Origin of the sequence: Aquimarina sediminis (assembly GCF_002895435.1) — a bacterium.
Taxonomy (GTDB): Bacteria; Bacteroidota; Bacteroidia; order Flavobacteriales; family Flavobacteriaceae; genus Aquimarina; species Aquimarina sediminis.
Window position 1 is genome coordinate 224,485 of the sequence record NZ_POYJ01000003.1, and the last position, 18,941, is coordinate 243,425.

Here is an 18,941-nt window from a genome sequence, read left to right on the forward strand (position 1 = left end):
TATAATCTTTTGTATCTATTAATTATTTACGATTTGGATTACTTTATAATCACTTTTCTAATAGCATTTCCATAAGGCGTTTCTAATACCACCGCATATACTCCTGATGGTACTTGAAGGTTAAAAGGAATTTCATATGTTTTTTGTCCTGTTTCTTTTTTTTGAGCCAATACAGTGTTATTAGATAAATTGAATATTTTAATACTGATATCGTTTACTTCTTTTAAAGTTACTTTGGCAAAGAATTTTCCATCAGAAGGGTTAGGATATAGATTAAACTCTCTAATGTTTCCTAATTGTTCCTGCGGCTCTTCTTCAGATTCGTTTCCAAGATTTTCCTGTTCTAATACAAGTACTTTTTGGGTAAAAATATCCTGACAATCACCTAATTTGGATACTAATGTGATTTCGTATTCCCCGGTTTTGTCAAAGGATAATTCTATAAGATCTTGATCTTTTGCCAATATTGTAGCTTGTTCGGGTACAATCCATTCGATATGATCTGGTATTGGATAGGTTACATCAATTACTACAAATTTTTCATTAGTAAATACCTGACTGGCATATAGGAACTCTGCTTTAATTTCTGCATCTATCTGGTTTACGATCACACTACTGCTGCCGACGCACCCTTTACTATTTGTTACTGTTGCGGTATATGTTCCTGTCTTGCTTACTGTTATTTCTGGAGATTTGCTGGAAAACCCATTTTGAGATGTCCATTGGTATGTTGCATTAGGGTCATCAATAAGAGCAGAGAATGATGCTGTTTGCCCTAGACAAAGAGTCTTATCATCCCCCAATTCGATAATCAATTCTTGAGGATCAAAGAGTTCGAATTCTCTGAATATACTACATCCTTTACTATCCGTGATTACCAGACTATAAGGGCTAGCTTGTAATGCGTGGTTATCTTCAGTAGTTACTCCATTATCCCAGTTAAAGGTATAGGGAGGTGTTCCTCCAAAGGTAGTTAAGTCAATACCTCCATCATTTCCTTCAAAACAAGTAGGGTTTGTTGTTGTAAAAGTAATTTGCAACTGATCTGGCGGGGATAGGGTTATCGACTGCTGCGAAGTACATCCACGACTATCCTGTACAGTTAGGGTATACATTCCTGGGTTTATGTCTTCTAGTGACGCTGTTGTTTCATTTTCATTATCCCACAAATAGGTATAGGGTAAAGTCCCTCCAGAAACATTGCTAAGGATGCTCCAGTTGTTAGCACCCCCACATAGGATGTAATCTGCGGTCAGGTCAACCGCTAACATTTCTGGTTCACCAATAGTGATATTGCTACTTTGGGATGTGTTATTATTAGCATCGGTTACAATAACAAAGTAATCGCCTGCAGCAATATTCGAAAGTACATTCGTAGCTGCAATAGGAGTTGTGTCTCCAGATAAATACCATTGATAAGAGTATGGTTGAACTCCTCCTGTAGCAGAAGCTCTTAGACTACCATTACTGTCTCCATTACAAAGGATAAGGCTGGTTATTTCTGTACTTACTATAAGTTGATCAGGCTGTGTTAAGGTAAAAGGTAATGAAGTTGTGCAGTCATTGGCATCCGTTACCAGTAGGGTGTATGTTCCGGCTCCAACTCCGGATAATACAGCGGTTGTTTCTGATAAAACTCCATTGACGTCAGCCCACTCATATGTATAAGGTGTCGTTCCTCCTGCAATAGTAGTGGTAATACTTCCATTAGTAAGTCCAAACCCGGTCGGATTACTAAGTAGTGCCGTATCTATAACTAGAAGGTCAGGTTGATTAAGAGTTACGGATAATGTCCCTATTGATCCTAGTTCCTGATATGTACACCCATTGGTATCTCTAAGCTGTATTTGATATTGACGATCGGTAAGGTTATTGATCACGGTAGCACTGGTATTAAGGAAAGGGCTCCAGTTGTTATAACTTCCGTTTATTGCTCGATATCTGTATTCAAAAACCCCATTGCCACCAAAGGCATTAATGGTTATGCTTCCGTCATTGCTCATAAAACAACTTGGATGGGCTGCAATGAGATTTGCGGTTACAGGAAGAGGTTGGATTACTGTAAACACAGCACTTTGCTCGGATATTCCATCGGCGTTGCTAACGACAACATAATATTCTCCCGCCGTAATTCCATTAAGGATACGTGTATTTCCTACTAACGTGTTATTGTTCACCTTATACCACTGATAGTTATTTCCGCCAGCACCTCCAGTGGTAATAACCTCTAGTATTCCATCATTCCCTTCAAAACAACTAATCTGTTGAGGTTGCTCTATATTAACCAGGAGCTCTCCCGGGCTTGCAAGGTTGTAGGTATTGCTAAGTGTACAGCCTATAGCATCAGTGATTAGTATATTATATATTCCTTCAGGCTGATTTGTTATTGAACTTGAAATACTGTTGGTGTTAGATTGCGATAAGATAATTGTTCCAGTATTATCAGTCCACTGATAGGAGTAAGGAGATGCTCCTCCTGTTATTTGTATAGAGATGCTTCCGTCGCTAACACCTGTATTAGATGGTCTTATCAAGGAGACACTATCAATGTCATATCGTACGGGTTGATCTACAGTAATAATAGCACTGGTTACTTGGCAGTTATTTTGATCGGTTACTGTAACGGTATAGTCTCCGGCAATTAAATTGGTATGAGTGTTAATAGAAGATATAGATGTACCCCATTGATATAGGTAATTTCCTGTTCCGCCTGTTACAGAAATTTCTATAGAACCATCATTACCATTATAACAGCTGACATCAGTAACGTCAATGTTGGTTATGTCAAGTTGATCTGGTTGGGTAAGTATGATATTGTTTTGTTCTGTTTGGTTGTTGTTTTTATCAACAATAACTACTCGGTATGTTCCAGAAACGATATTACCGGTAGCGCTAGTTGTACTTATTGGTGAATTACCGGCGTCAAACCATTGATACGAATAAGGTTCTACTCCACCAGTAACATTAGCAAAAAGTTCTCCCTGTTCTCCAAAACAAGAGATGGGGGTGTTAGATATAGAGACCAGTAACGGATCTGGTTCTGTTACCTGATACTCTACTGGTCCTAGACTACAGTTTTTGGCATCGATGATAGTTAGAAAATAACTACCGGCTATAAGATTACTCAATATGTTACTGTTTGTTCCGACAGGGGCATTGTTGGCATTGGTCCAATTATAGCTATATGGAGATGTCCCTCCGCTTACTGAAACTTCTATGTTTCCATTGGATAATCCATTTCCTGATGCTGGAGTTATATCTGCATTGGTTATTGTTAGTGCTGCTGGCGGTTGCTTGATTTGAATTGTAAGATCCGTTTGGCAAAGGTTAGCATCACTTACGGTTACCGAATAAGTACCCTCAGAAAGTCCAGAGATATCTTCAGTATTAGCTCCTGTACTCCAAAAGAAAGAATAGCTTCCTGTTCCACCGGTTACAGAGATATTAATACTTCCATCAGCACCACCATTACACGATACATCAGTATTGGTATATATTGCTTGTAATAATGGAGGCTCTGTGATTGCATAGGTACGATTCGCCTGATTGCCGTTGGCATCAGTAATTTCTATAGTATAGGTCCCTACTCCAAGTCCAGCAATATTAGGTTGTGTAGCCAAGGTTATTGAACTATTTATGACATTGTACCATCTATAGGTGTATGGGAGTACTCCTCCAGTAACTGAAGCTGTTAAGGTAGCTGTTTGATCTCCAAAACATAATATAGCATTGTCCTGTTGTATATTGGTTACCTCTAGTAAATCGGGTTGTGTTACCACATAATCAGTAATGAGGCTACAATTATTAGCATCTGTAATAGTCACCTGATAGGATCCCGCCTGAAGGTTATTGATTATAGGGTTAGTTCCAATTACGGGAGTGGTGCCTTGAACTCTCCATTGGTAGGTATATCCTGGTGTTCCCCCTGCGGTGGTTACGGCAATACTACCATTACCCGTTTGAAAACCTGTAAGGTTGGTTACCGCTGCTTGAGTTATAGAAATGGGGGCATTGGGTTGTGAGGGTGTTATAACAGTAGAGGTCAGATTACAATTATTAGCATCTGTTACAGTTACAGTATACCCTATTGCACTTGCTCCTGTAATATCCTGCGTGGTTTCTCCATTAGACCATAGATAGGAATATGGAGGTGTTCCTCCCGATGGAGTAATATCGATCGCTCCCGAAGCTTCTCCATAGCAAAGAATATCTGTAGTGGTAAAACTTATTGCCAAAGGATCGGGTTGTGTTATGTTTATTGATCCAGAGGATATTTCTACATTACTGTCATCGGTTACAGTTACAGTATATGCTCCCGGTTCTAGACTATCGATAGTAGGGTCATCGGGTCTGATGAATGAAGGATCCCCTTGTTTACTCCATAAATAGGTGTACGGAGAAATACCTCCGGTTACTGTGACTGTTATTTTTCCGTCAGCAAAATCTTTACAGGTCACCTGAGTAGTAGCAATATTCCCTATTTCTAAAAGTTGAGGTTCTGTAATTAAAATGGGTTGTGCCAATATTGCTATACAACTATTAGTATCGATAACATCTACGGTATAACTTCCCGCTTCTAAATTTATTAACCTGGTATTGGTAGATCCAGCGGGAGGAGTAAAAGGAGCACCATTTTTATACCAATCAAAAGATGTTGTTCCTTGGTTGTTAGTAACATTAATCTCGAGAACTCCTATTGCGCCACCAAATACAATATTGTCTATGTGTGATGCAGTTACTTCGGATACTTCTATTCCTATAGTAGGTTGAGTAATTTCTATTGGGGTTCCGAAGTTATTGATACTACAATTGTTTTGATCGGTGATAACATATTCATACGACCCGGCGGTAAGGTTAGCTATATTCACTCCAGATTGACTAAAAGAAGGGTCAAAGAGCTTTGTCCAATTTACAGTATATACTCCTGTCCCTCCAGAAATATTTAATTGTATGTTTCCGTCTTTTCCATTTTTACAGCTTACATTATTTATTATAGGTGTTGCCGTAATGGGATCAGGTCCTTGCACTTCAAAGGATTTAGAAAGGTTATTACCTCCCTGATCCGTAACGGTAACCTGATAGGTTCCTATCCCTACATTGGTTAGGGTTGCTCCTGTAGCTCCAGTATTCCAGGTATAGCTATAATCTCCACCAGAATTTAAAAACCCGCCAGTTGCAGAGGCAGTAAGATTAACTTGAGTATATGAGCAATTAAGGGTATTAGGAGTCATGTTAATAGTGACTACGATGGGATCCGGATCTGTAAGCGTAAATGTTTCGACCTCGGAGCTACATCCATTACTATCAGTTACAATTATAGTATATACCCCTGCATAGAGACTTACCAGTGATGTATTGGTTGATCCTGTAGGAGGTGTAAATGGATTACCATCTTTGGTCCAGGCATAGTTGGTATAGTTTCCTGACCCACCGGATACAGTGATTACAATACGACCATTATTACCATTAACCAGGGTAGGGTTGTTAATAAGTCCGGATAACCCAACCACATCTGGAATCGAGACAAAACGTTCGATAACGGTTATTGTACTACTAGAATTTTGGCAACCGCTATTATCTTTAATATGTATAGTGTAATCCCCTTTAATGAGATTGTCAAATAGAGTACTTGTTTGCCAGGTGCTACCATCAATTGAGTATTGATAGGGTGGTGTTCCTCCAGATGCAGAAACCGTTATTCTACCATCATCCCCTCCAAAACATTGTACAGGTGTGGGAGTCCCATTAACTGATAATGCAGGAGGAGGAGTTAGTGTAAACGGGTCACTTTGATCATATGCATCTGGTGTAGTATCAATATTATCAAAAACACCATTATTACTTTTGGTTTGCCAGAATAATTTATAAGTCCCCCCGGGTAAGTTTCTAGGGGTCCAGGTATAAGAACGACCAGTAAAATCACTTTTGCTAAGTACTTTGGATTCATAACCATCAAAAACAGAACCAACCTGTCGATATACCTGTAGGTTCATTTTTTCATTTTGAGTATCATCAAGTTCGCGATCAAAAGTTACTGTAAAACTACCATTGTTATTATCATTAGTATTGATACTATTACTACAGGTGGGTTGAATGTCTACAACAGGACCATCTAATTTGGGAGAGCAATTAATGATATTGATGTTTCTAACATTTGTGAATTCTGTACCATATCCGGTTTGGAATTTGATGTTTGATTCATTTTGCCACTGACTATTTGGGATTCCGCTTAAACTAAATAATTCTGTTAGTGTAAAGCTTGTTACTCTTTTTGTATTCAAGGATGTGGGAAAATTTACCCAATTTAACCCATCAAAACTGAATTGCCAATGATATCCATATTTTAGAACAATTTCTTGATCAGGGCAAAATTCATTTGCCGAGGGCTCTACAATGTGAATTGGGTATACAAATGTTCGAAAATTACAATCTGTAGTATTATACCCTACCAGATTGTTTTCAAACTCATTTCTTGTATATGTGTAGGTGTCATCAGAAGTACAGTCAATAGGGTCGCTAAGGGAGATCCAATGGCTGTAAAGGTGCACAGTAGCAGTATTGAAATTGTTGTTTAATTCAACAAAATCATAGTAAATATTACCTTCATTTTGGAAGGTAGCGTTATACCCTATGCCCGGGTAAACCTCTGGCGAATCAGTTGCTACATGGATATTAAGAAGGTTAGCATGTGCAGATCCTTGGATATGTGTTCTTATTAAAAACCCATAATCTTGAGAAAGTCCAACATGCGTTGTTAAAACCAGTAGTATAAGTACTATTTTTTTCATATTTTACTTTTATGATAACTTTGATTCGATAGTATCTATCTTATCGTTGTCATTAATATTTTACTTCAATCTCTTTCCATTCACTTACGCTACCATCATTAAATACTGCTTTAAAGGCGTATCTATAGGTAGTATTAGGGATTAGATTTTGATCTATCCATCTATTGTTTTCGGGAGCTAGTCTTTTGTATAGTGTAAAAGACTCTTCTATACTTTTTCTATATACTTGTATCTCAACTGCAGCCTCACTATTAAATCTCCAGGTGAGGTCTATAAATTTTTGTTCTCTATCTACTGTAGCGTATAGCCCTTTTATGCCAGGCTTGATTAATTGCCCTGGTATATTTATGATGATGGGGGGAGTGGGTTCACTTTCCAAACCACTCTGGTCTACTGTAATTAGTGTATATCTATATTTTCTGCCCGGATTAGTTTTGGTATCTGTAAAACTGGTGATAGAATCTAAAGTAGTTTCATATACTTTTTCCCAGGATTGAGTGAGGGTGTCTGTAACATTTTTTCGATATACCATAGTTGCAGCCCAATCATCAGACGAGCTATTAATCCATGAAAAATTTACCGCACCTTCTTCTATTTTATACGTTTTAAAAACAGGAGAGGTAGGGGGGATACGATCTGGTTTTTTTAAGGTTAATGTATCAGAAGGTACAGATTCATTATATCGATTATCTAATGCGACTAATCTATAATATACAGCTTTATCAAAAGAGGTCATGTCAATACTATCTATAAAGCTTTCATTGACAAGATTTTCTTTATTCAGTTTTGTGAATTCCTGATCTTTGCGATAGGCTCTTAAAATATCATATCCTTTTAAGTCCAGTTCGGCATTTTTTGCCCATTTTATAGTCACTATACCTAATGTATCTACAAGTCCTTGCAGCCCTTGTGGTTTTTTTGGAGGAATACTATCTATGGGTTGTACCATGGCAGGAGGGGACTCTTTATAATCCTGATCTTTGCCATATGCTTTTAGTTTAAAATAATTAATATCAGATAATGGTCCATAGGTGATTTTTTTCTGATCTGGAGGTATGCTATCGATTACAGTTTTGTAAGGACCTACTGCTTTTTCAGCACGTAAAAGCTCAAATTTTCTGAGTTTCCATTGTTCTTCCTTAGCAAAAGTCCATTCTAATGCTACTTCATTTTCAGAAATAATAGTTGTTGCCGAAAACAGAGGCTCTGTTTTTATTTCTTTAAAACCTATTAGTTCTGCCGCTTCAGACGGAGGGCTGGTTTCATTAAAATAATTGATTCCTACAATGCGATACCAATATTTTTTACCGTATTGAGGTATAGAATCTGTGTAAGAAACTCCAGAATATGGGGTGTCAGCTAGTTTGGTAATAGGTACATTGTTAATTTTTTTGAATACCTGACCATCTTCAGATCTTTCCAGATTATATGCGGTATAATAGGGTAGTAGTTGATCATATTCCCATACCAATACAAATGCATTTTTATAGAAATACCCGAAAAAGTCTGTAGGTTTTGGTAACTCTTCAACATCTTTGGTACTGATAAATACACCCGATGGTTCTACTACCATTTGTTCTTTTGGGATTGCACTTTTGATGTTGTAGAGATACTTTTCATTTTCTTTAATATCGGTATCTACATATCCCAATCCTGCGTACTGTGCTACTTCAAAATCCTGATCAATAGCAAATAAAGAGAATCCAAATCGACGATCTAGCTCTTCACTTTCATAAAAAACTCTGAGTAACTGATTTTCTTCTTGATTATCTACTTGAAAGGTTTCTCCATAAATGGCTTGCGCTGCAATAGCTGCCATATCATTACTCTGAATAAAACTTTCCCAGTCCTGAGGAGGTTTGGGGGTAATAGGGGCTCCGGTAAGTATTGTTTTTTCAGGAGTAGTTAACGGTTTTCCATCTCTTAAAACAGTGGTGCGCTCTACGATAAAACCATATTGGTTACTATATTTCCAGGCATATTTATCGGTAACTGCCCATCGCAATAGTATAGCATCTTTTTTGGCAAAGGCTTTTACCACTATTTTTTTAGGAACATTTGCTTCTTTTTCTTGTGCAGAGGTACTAAGAGGAATACTTCCTAAAAGGAGGGCTATATATATAATACAATGTTTTAATTTCATTTAGAAGTAATTTTTATAGTCTACCTTGATTTTGTTACCAGAATCTTTGTTTGGGAGTGTATACTGAAACTCTACCTGGTATTTTTCTACATTTATATACGGAAATACACCATCTATGATATATTTATATTTTTCATAAGCATTGATGTCTATACTGCTGGTATTTAAATATCTGTTTACGATCACATATTGCAGGTGTACGTAATCCTCTTTGTAAGCTGCAGCAAGATTCCATCGAAATGGAAAGCGTTCTCTTAAATAATCATTTTCAGGATTGTTTTGTACATACTCACTATAGGTTAAAGAAGGCTTGATATTTTTCAAAGGAGGTGTGCCCAATATGGATTCATCTCTATTCACTCTGATATCAGTATCCAGGGGATAGTTTTGATATAGTAATGGATAAATTTCTTTTTCATAATAATCATCATTGGTCATACCAACACCCGACATTAAAGGCTTGTTTGAAGTATATCTGGTACCTAATACTTCATTGACATCAAAGGGTTCAAAATTTGCAATTCGCAGTTCTAGTTGTGCAGCATTTGACGAACCATCAATGAAGGTATAGTAATCAGTTATATCCATTGCTCTTATTTTCTCTTTAAAAGTATTATACCTACTGGTGTTAAAATTGAATTCCAATCGAGTTAGGGAAGCATCAGAAGAAGCACTTCCTGAAAGGGTGTTTTGAGAAATGGAAACATCTTCACTTACATCGGTATATGTTTTTGTAGCGGTATTATTATCACTTTCCGAGCCTAACTTTGAAGTTATTAATTTATATACTACCCCTGTTTCGTTTGGTAGTCGTGGTAGGGAAAAGGTTATTATATTATCTGCCGGATCATAAGAAAATTGTGTTTTTACTGATTCTCCATTTTCAGTTATAAAGAACAGTTCATCTTTATATCCATCTGTTCCAAACAAATAGTCCTGTCCACGTTCTAGTTGTACATATCCTGTGTTGCTTTCTTTGGGAAGCACATATCGCTGATCTACTATCGGATACATATATTCGATATTCTTATGTGGTATTTTTGTTGGGGCTTTACCTGTAGTAAAAGCTATTGTTTTTTCTTCTACGATAGGTTGACCGTTTTCCATAACTGCAACCCATTGTCCTCCGTTATATTCATTAAATTGCACTTTTACGGTAGCGGTTATCTTTTTCTCTGGAGGTAAGATGTCGTTAGGCTCAAAGACCAAGATATCTTTACTGGTATTCCAAACAGGTTCACCTTGTAGTGTTGTAGCCCCATCTTTTATGGTGATTTCTTTGAGCTCGACCTGATATTTTTTAGTGCCATGATCATCATTGATTTCTACCACTTCTCCTATTGGAACATTAAAAGCCACTTGTACAGCATCAAACACATCTACTTTGTCACTATTGTTTTCTGGAGAAATATCTGAAATAATGACTACTTCCTGTAGACCAGTTTTACCTACAATTTCACACTCTTCACCTAAAGTAACTTTAAGTCGTGCCTGTACCGTTACGATACCTAAGATTCTTACTTTTACTCCTGCATATCCTTTTACAAACCAAGGGTTGGGGAGTTGACCTTGAGCCAAAACGGCTACTCCTGCTTTTAGAATAGGGATTCTTTTTCTAAATCCAAAGATCTTAATCTGGGCACCGATCTCTCCTTGTAAGAATGCATAGAGTTGCCCTGTTGCATACCAGCCATCCATACCTAATGGTCCTGCTTTTCCTTTACAATGGGCATCGCCAAAATCTTTGAGCATAAGGTCAAACCCTACACCGGCTCTTACCGATGCGTAGATGATACCCCAGTCGAAGCTTTTTCCTATTTCTACATAGGCTCCAAAAGCATATCCTGTACCTCGTGCGAGTTGGCTGTTAAAGTTTCTCCCAAAAAGTAATTCGTCTCCTTTTAGGTTAAGGATATCTATAACTTCAGGTTTTGGTAATGCAGGATCAGGAAGGATGGTTCCTGTCATATAATAGAGGTCAAAAGAAGCATCAAAAGGTCCAATCGGGATACCGGCTACACCAAAACGTTTGGTTGGAGTACCGATGTAGATATACCAATCCTCTGGAGCATCATAGAACTCTATATACCCTAATCTGTTTTTCTCTCCGGCACCTTTGATCATACCAAGGTTAAGAAATACATCAAACATCCCCCAGTAGGTATCATTTCTAAAATCAAAATCAATTGCCAATTGTGCGGCAAATTGCTCCTTGCCGGTCAAGATATTAGGAAACACTTCACTAGCAAAGTATTTAATGCCTTCTTTGTCGATAGACATTTCATGAAAATTGCTAATAGACTGTTCTTTTTCTGCCAATTTTTTCTGCATCCCCTCGACCGTTCCAAATGGGGTAGTACTACCTCCGCTATCAGAATTCATTAGTGCAGCTCCACCATAAAACCCTAGTCTGCTAATTCCTCCACCGGCAGATTCGCTGTTAAAGCTCATTTCAATAGCGCAGAGTCCTGTAAAGGTTGCTGATTTTTTTACTTTAAAAGCTGCCATGGCTTTAAAACCGAATTCGGTATCTCTATCAGGGCGATAATAGATTCCCGACATACTCCCTGCACGTTCATCCATTCCCGCTTTTCGCATGTGGTGATATACACCACCACCGATATCATAAATTTTTAAAGCTTTATTATTGTTGTCGGATACAGGTTTACCAAAGGCATCAACATACCAATATCTAAAATCATCTTGTCGACCGAAAATTCCTTTGGCATCCATCTCTATTTTTAGACTTTCAGAGTATAATCGAAGTTTTCCAGAAAGTCCTTTGCCATAAATGGGGTTGTCTCTAAAGAAGGCAAGCTTACCATTAAACTCAAAGCTTTTTCGTTTTACATCGACTTCGACTTCATCGATTTCTATTTTATCAAACTGCCATTTTAGGTAGTCGCCCTCATGTAATTTTCCTATAATGCGAAGTTTAACATCTCCTTTTATCCCTGATTTATCAAGGTTGAGGTAGCTGTTAAGTCCTATTTCTGCGCGATCATCTTCATATACTTTTGCCTTAATATCATAAAAACCTAATTCGAATCCAGCAAGTTTAGGAAGTGCTATGGTATCTTTAAATCCCATATATTTGATAGAGAGGTAAGGGCGTACTTTGGTTTGGATCTTAAAATTCTGAAAGGCGAGACCATCAAAATTAAGGGATTCGATTTCATTATCCTCCATATTTTGTGAAGAGGTATTGTCTAAAGTCTCCCTTTGTTCCTTGTTAAAAGCCATAAGCCCTGTTAGATTGGCTTCGGGATGAAATTTTCCGTTTTCTACTTCCATCTTTATATAGGATTCGGGAAATAGTTTTGCTTTGCTTTTAAAAATATTAAAATCGACATCATCCGTTACCTCGACCCGAATACTATAATGCTGGTCTGCTGTAATCAATCCTTTGTATGCCAGAGCTCCATTACCTTTGGAGTCTGATTTGCTAATTGGCAGTACCAGATCTCCACTAAAATCGGCTTTGATAAAATGATTGACTTGTATATCTACATTTATAGAATCTAGTGAGTATTGCCATTTGTTGGCATTCCCTTCATTAATACTAAAGAGGTTGGAGGCAAAAAAGTTACCAGAAACTCCAAAGTTATCGATTAACAGACCTTTGGCACCAAAAGAAATACGCTCTTTTGATTTTGTAATCTGAAACTCCGGGGGCAGGGTAATGCTTACTTCTTCACCATAGAAACCGCGCCACAACTCTTTTTGACTAGAGGGGATCAATTGTTGTTCGTCATAGATCTTAGGAAAATCTACTAATGGTGAATTTTTGGTATCACTAAGATCCAACACTACATTGTGCATTTTGAATGCCCAGCCCGGTAGGGGTTTAAGTTCGAATTTTGGTAAATCCAGCTCAATTAAAAGATCCTGTAGTGAGGAGGTTACAAAACTAAAGCTGGCACCAACATAGCTTTCATTACCAGCAGGATTTTTACCGTCTTGCGGTGTTGTTTCTCCTGGGAATTTTTTGGTGCCATCTTCATTTAGTGGGATAGCTACTGTTTTGGCGATTCGCACATCGGCTTCGAGGGCTACCTCTTTTACCTTACCGGTACAGTCTATAGTGATATAGGTTTGTTTTGTTGCGCTACCATCATTTTCTAATCCTCCTTTGAAAGTGATGATCCATTGCCCGCCACTTTGCCCTATCGGGAAATCCCCCAGCAGGTTGAGTTGTGCTTCGCCATAGATTCCTCCTTCGTGTGATAGTTTTACATTGTTGGCTCCAAAAAATAACTCGGTACTTAATTCACCCAGAGTAAGTTTGGCAAACAAATCTACTTCTGAGTAGTTGGCATGCAGTTTGGCTTTTACAATACCAATAGTAATAGATGAATTGGGAGATACCTGTTTTTTGATTCCTACAGGAAATTGAAGTAACTCTTTACCACTGATGATATTTATAAAATTTTCCTGTTTTTCTATTTCTTTAAAGAGCTCTTTGGCTTTACTCACCAAGGAGTCGGTTTTTGGGGTAGGTTTATAGATTTTTTTGATGTAATCTTTGGTAAACTCTGCTAGTCCCTGAAAGAAATTTTCGGTAGGAGCGCCCGTTGATGAGGTTTCTAATTTTGGAAAAGATCGAAACTGCCTGGTATCATAGGTGCGCAAAGCATAGGCACTACCCGCCTGGTCTTTGATACGCTTTGCTTTGAAGGCTGCTAACCGTTTACTAGCTTCTTCATCCAATCCTTTTGCCATAGGATTCTCGAATATGGGTGGTACCGTATTGTTTTTGGATACTAATAACGAATCTTTACCGGTATTGGCAAGGCAGGTCACCGATAGGAGTAGGGTAAGTATGAGTAGGTGGTAATTTTTCATCCTTTGGAGGTTATTTTATTTTTAAATGTTTTCTTGCTCAAACGAGTATTCGATTTTACAGTTATTGTTGAGTATGTTACTTCTTAATTTATACTGTTAGCATAGTTTTTTTGCACTCTTCCAGTTATGAGGGATTAATCCACTTTTATAAATTCTTTGAAGAATTCTTCAACCCCTTCTTTATATAAATCTTTAGTAATATTATCCACAGTACCGACAGCAACATCAAGTATTCCAGAATCAACTACTATAAGAATTGTATTTTTCTCATGAATTTTTGCAAAATAGTGCCTGTTTCCTTTAACCGTGTGATAATATTTATATACGTCACTTATGTCATTAAAAACATCTTTGTAACTCATCGTTTTTCCTTTGATTGTGACAGTATTTTTGAATTGCTTATTTCCTTTTTCTAAAATTTTGTTTATCAATTTTTTATATTCTTCGGGTGAACAGATCTTTTTTTCTAGAAAAATCAAAAGCCTGTTCACATCATTAACGCCTTTGAACAGGTTAACAAGTTTATCTTCGTAACCATGCTTTTCAATAATAGTTGTTAATCTTTTTAAATTGGATGCAGAAAGTCGGGTTATATTAAAATCAGCTTTTATAAGGAGATCTATAGCTTTTACCCCTGATTTTGAAGCCAACATTTGTTCAATAGCTTCTTTATAATATTTGTTTTTATTTTTGAAGAGGTTTTCAAAATCTATCATTTTTTTTAGTAGTCGAACAGTTTCGGGAGTTCCCATCTTTAATTTGTCTTTGAAAAAGAGGAAGCCATTTTTGACAAGCGGAGTATTTTTTAGGATTAAAGTTTTAATTTTATCAGAGTGCTGTCCAATTGCCCCAGAAATAAGACATTCACCAGATAAATTAATTATACTAACTATTATTTCTTCTGTAGGTTTTTGCTTGAATTTATAAATCAAATCTAACAACGCACCGGAGTCTATTCCTATAGCGCATCCCCAAAAAAAATCATAATACTTATATGTAGGGCCAGAATATATTTCCTTAAATCCAGCCATAGTTATGTCTAATAAAAAATCTACAGAAAAGATTTTAGATATTTCTTCTTGAGTTAGTTTATCTCCCTTTAACATAACCATTAGAACTCCCGCACTTATATTTCCTAAGGCTTCTATTGTTGCTCCCTTTATAAACTCTTTCTTTGCTTGGCTTCCAAGCCTACTTAATATTTGAACCCCATGTTGTGCAATTAATCTATGAATCATAGCAGCCATTGCTACATCTTTACCCGAATCAACGGCAAATTTACCCCAAGCATAAAAACCAGAATCAGTTCCAAATTGAGCGGTATATTGGATATAGCCGTCTTTCATTGATATGGCTTCAGCATTTCCATTTTCTTCTAGGTTTAGTATTGCAGTTTTAAATACGGTGTCGCCGTTTATGATTCCTAACCGGGATTTCAAATCATTAAAGGAATACTCATACGGGACTTTAACAGGATCCTTTCTGAATTTTTTCCAATCTTTAGAGTTTTTGTTATAATTTTCTGGAATTCCTTCACGTAGATTAATACTAGAGAATATTATTTCTGCATCTCTGGCAAAGGTTTCAATAGGGAAGTGCTCTTTAGAGGTAAATTTATCCTTAGAATAAATCTTATGCTTTTTGAGATACTTTAGCACTCCATGTAAAGAATTACTATATTCTTTCTGTAATTCATGATTGTAAAAAGCAAAGGTTTTATCTTTTAATTTAGTAGTGATATAATTGGAAAATTCAATAAGATCTTGTTTTTGGTTATCAGGAGTGTCATTATCGAGAGCGTAATATATTTTCACTCCTGGACCGTCTATTACTCCATTTGCTTCTGCGTCTCCACATTGTTTTCCTCCTCTACTAATGACCAAAATACCTTCACCTTCAGGGAAAAACGGAGGGGAGGCAATACCGGTATGGGTGTTGGCAAGTGTTTTATTGGACCATCGTGCTTCAACAATACAATCCAAGTAAGCATTTTTATATTTCTTTTTAAATATTGAAAATATTTGTTTGCCAACTGGAGCATATTTTATGTCTTTATATCTTAGAGATTCAAACAGAGTTAAGGCTTCTTCACTAGAAGTTGCAATTTTTCCTTTGATAAATCTATTCCAGTAATCTTTCTTTATATATCCAAGGAATTTTTGACTTTCTTTATAGAAAGTACCTATATATTCTTCGTTGTTTTTAATGAATGATAGTACAGCACCGTCTTCATTGAATAAAACATGAGAAGCATCATCTAATAAAATAGCAGTTCCCACAGGAGATAGGTAGCAGTATTCTCTCCAATAATTATTATCTATGCTTAAATACTCTGTTATGGTATTTTGAATAAGTTCCCCATCACTATCATCCTGAAACAACATCAGCTTAAGACTAGGATCACTCATAGTAGCCCAATTAGGATACCCTAGTTCGGTACCATTGCCATAATCCATTAGCCAAGTGCTGGCTTGACCTGCATTATCTGCATTTTCACCAAAAGGATGATCTAGAGTGTACACTCCATGTCCTAATTCATGAGCGGCAACCTTGAGAGCAGAATCTTTTTTCTCTAAGCCGTCACCCATATGTTTTTCAAAAAGGAATCCCCATTGTCGGGTTTTGGGCATAAAACCACTTAGCGGCTTAGAAACTGTAAACTCATCTCCAAGAATAAAAATGAAATACTGTCTGGAGTCATAATTGGGGTATTGGTTTTTAAACTCTTTGTAGATATTTTTTAGTTCTGTAGGATAATCTGATAAAATACCACTACCATCATAATCTATGATACCATTTTTGTCACCAGTATCCCATGAATCTTGAGCAATGGTAAGGTTAATCACATCGGGTTTAACCTTAAATTTGCCACCAGCACGACCAAAAATAATATTGAGTTCGGTTTCAAAATTGGCAATCGCATTCCCACCATTTACGGTCACCACCTGTACAGGTACTTCTGTATGTTTTTTGATATGATGAACAAAGAAACTGGCTGCTATTTTATAAGTATTGTCAGCAGGATCCAGGTAGGTAACTACACATTCTTCGGTGCGATATGGGTTAGCACCAGATATTGTTACTTTATAGGTGTTTGTACCTGCAATTCTTTCGTGTTTTATAGCTTTGTTTTCTACCGTTTTGATAATAAGGCTATCGATACTTATTTTGGCATCACTAATCTCTATATCTGCATAAAACACATCATTTTCTCCTTGTACGGCTGCTTTGTGTACAGGGTAGTAGGATTGATCTCCAGATGCATTTATTTTAGGATAATTAGAAGTTTCATATACATTATTAACCAAATCAAGAGCAAATCGAGTCTTATCTTCATCTTCTTTGTGTACTCTAAAAGTAACTTTGACAATATCATTGGTAATTGCATCTACATAAGGATCTTCTATGGTACCACTATGCTGACCAGGTTTTATTCCACTAGCATTATCCGAAGTTAATGGTGGAGATGGATCTCCAGTACCAGTTTGAGTAACATTACCTTTGTCATCTACTGTCCATTCATCTCCACTGGCATCGGTTATGGTGTAGGTATCTCCTTCATCATAATCAAAAGTGTCCTGAGCACCATTTGGATTTGTGACAATTATTTGCCCATCTGTGATACTAATATCACTGGTATTTATATCGTAGTCCAGTTGAGGGATTTCAATATTATCGCCACCGGTCACGACATCGGCAATATCTTCTGCTACATCGATAACTTCGTCAACATCAAGGATATTACCCCAGGAGGGATCGTAAACGGTTACTACTGTACCTTCTGCAAGTTGATTTTCATTATTGACGAAAACATTGGTGAAGTTTACGGCTACTTTGATATTTTTAAGATATGGAAAGGAAACGTATCCTTTTCCTGTAAATCGCCCGTTGCCACCACTTACTTCGGTTACTTTAACAGGAAAATCTCCTGCTGTAAACGTACTACCGGGAAGGAGCCGTTCTAGGGGTTCCATATTCTCGATATTCATATCGGGAGAAATACCACAGTCTATAAGGCTGGTTTCATCACTTTCTTCTAATGTGGTAAAGGTTTGTAAAATAGAATACTCACTTTCAGAAATAAGACACTTTTTATTTACCTGATACTCATAGGTTGTTCCCGGGCGCAAATCCCATAGAGTAATCCAATTACCATTGGTTCTCGAAAAAAACCACTCATTATTATTCCCTTTTTCACGATAACGTACTATAAACTCTGGGACATCGGTAGTAAAATCATCCCATAAAATATTGACCTGTTGTGCTCCTTTTACTTCATGTCGTGCGTTATCGGGGGTATCGCATGGAGCAATATAATTAAACCAATAGACCTCACTAAAGCCATTGTTTTTGAATAGTCCTATCTCTTCTGCACCGCTTATTGCTTTTGCCTGCACTCTCCATGCATATCGTTTGTTGGGTAAAAATAATGGATCTGCAGGACCATATAAATACGAAGTGCTTGTCGTGGTTGTTTGAAAAAATGGGGGAGACGCCAGAAAAGCAGCTTGCGGATTGATGGTCTGATCCCATATTTCTACAATACTTAATTCATATTGTACATTACTTACATTTATATGTCTTGGTGTCCATTGAAATAGTTGATTTAACGGATTTTGCTCTGTGATATCATTTCTGTTGTTTGGAGCAATCAATAGAGGAGGTTCATTTTGAAAAATATAGGTTGTAGCGCAAGTTTTTTGTGAAATACGAGCACCAGTAAGAACATCAAATACCTCAAAACAGAATTGGTAGGAACCTTCTGGGATTACCTGACCATAGACTGATGGTGAGACTCCGATAATGTTTTCGAAAGTAAAATAAGGAGCAAGCTCTACATTGGTTAATGTTAAGGGGATACCACCTTCTACAAATAATGAAGGTGCACCTATAACAATATCCTTACTCTGAAAAGCAATCCCATTGCCTTCAAAATAGCTTTTTAATCTGATTTCCCGATTTGCTACCGAAAGGTCATTTAGTATAATCTGAAGTTGTAACGGATTATTAATGCTGGATGCATCTGCGTATGAAGAAAAGTAAATTGGAGAGGGTGGAGTAACCTGTGGCACCAATGTAACAGGAAAGGTTTGAGATAATGACCCCTGTATGGTAAACAATGCGATTAAGAACAGAAAATATAACCTTTTCTTCATAAGTTAAGT

At 37.0% G+C, this 18,941-nt stretch carries 4 protein-coding genes; all 4 read right to left on the minus strand.

The features are described 5' to 3' along the window. Positions 1-38: 38 nt before the first annotated feature. The 4 genes from C1X07_RS09690 to C1X07_RS09705 all read right to left on the minus strand — a co-directional run bounded on the left by C1X07_RS09690 (position 39) and on the right by C1X07_RS09705 (position 18,932). On the minus strand, positions 39-6,788 hold the full coding sequence (locus C1X07_RS09690; protein WP_103069813.1) for a T9SS type A sorting domain-containing protein: 6,750 nt from the start codon (positions 6,786-6,788) through the stop codon (positions 39-41). Between the two features lie 52 nt (positions 6,789-6,840). Beyond that, the gene (locus tag C1X07_RS09695) at positions 6,841-8,931 is read right to left on the minus strand and encodes a fibronectin type III domain-containing protein (RefSeq protein WP_103069814.1); all 2,091 of its coding nucleotides are present in this window, start codon (positions 8,929-8,931) and stop codon (positions 6,841-6,843) included. Beyond that, a complete protein-coding gene (locus tag C1X07_RS09700) occupies positions 8,932-13,776 on the minus strand; it encodes a hypothetical protein (RefSeq protein WP_103069815.1) in 4,845 nt (1,614 codons plus the stop codon). A gap of 134 nt (positions 13,777-13,910) precedes the next feature. After that, positions 13,911-18,932, minus strand: a complete 5,022-nt coding sequence (locus tag C1X07_RS09705; protein WP_103069816.1) for a fibronectin type III domain-containing protein — start codon at positions 18,930-18,932, stop codon at positions 13,911-13,913. Between the last annotated feature and the right edge of the window lie 9 nt (positions 18,933-18,941).

Excerpts from the sequence above, each read along its gene's own strand:
- C1X07_RS09695 (WP_103069814.1), bottom strand. The coding sequence starts at position 8,931 with ATGAAATTAAAACATTGTATTATATATATAGCCCTCCTTTTAGGAAGT.
- C1X07_RS09690 (WP_103069813.1), bottom strand. The coding sequence starts at position 6,788 with ATGAAAAAAATAGTACTTATACTACTGGTTTTAACAACGCATGTTGGA.
- C1X07_RS09705 (WP_103069816.1), bottom strand. The coding sequence starts at position 18,932 with ATGAAGAAAAGGTTATATTTTCTGTTCTTAATCGCATTGTTTACCATA.
- C1X07_RS09700 (WP_103069815.1), bottom strand. The coding sequence starts at position 13,776 with ATGAAAAATTACCACCTACTCATACTTACCCTACTCCTATCGGTGACC.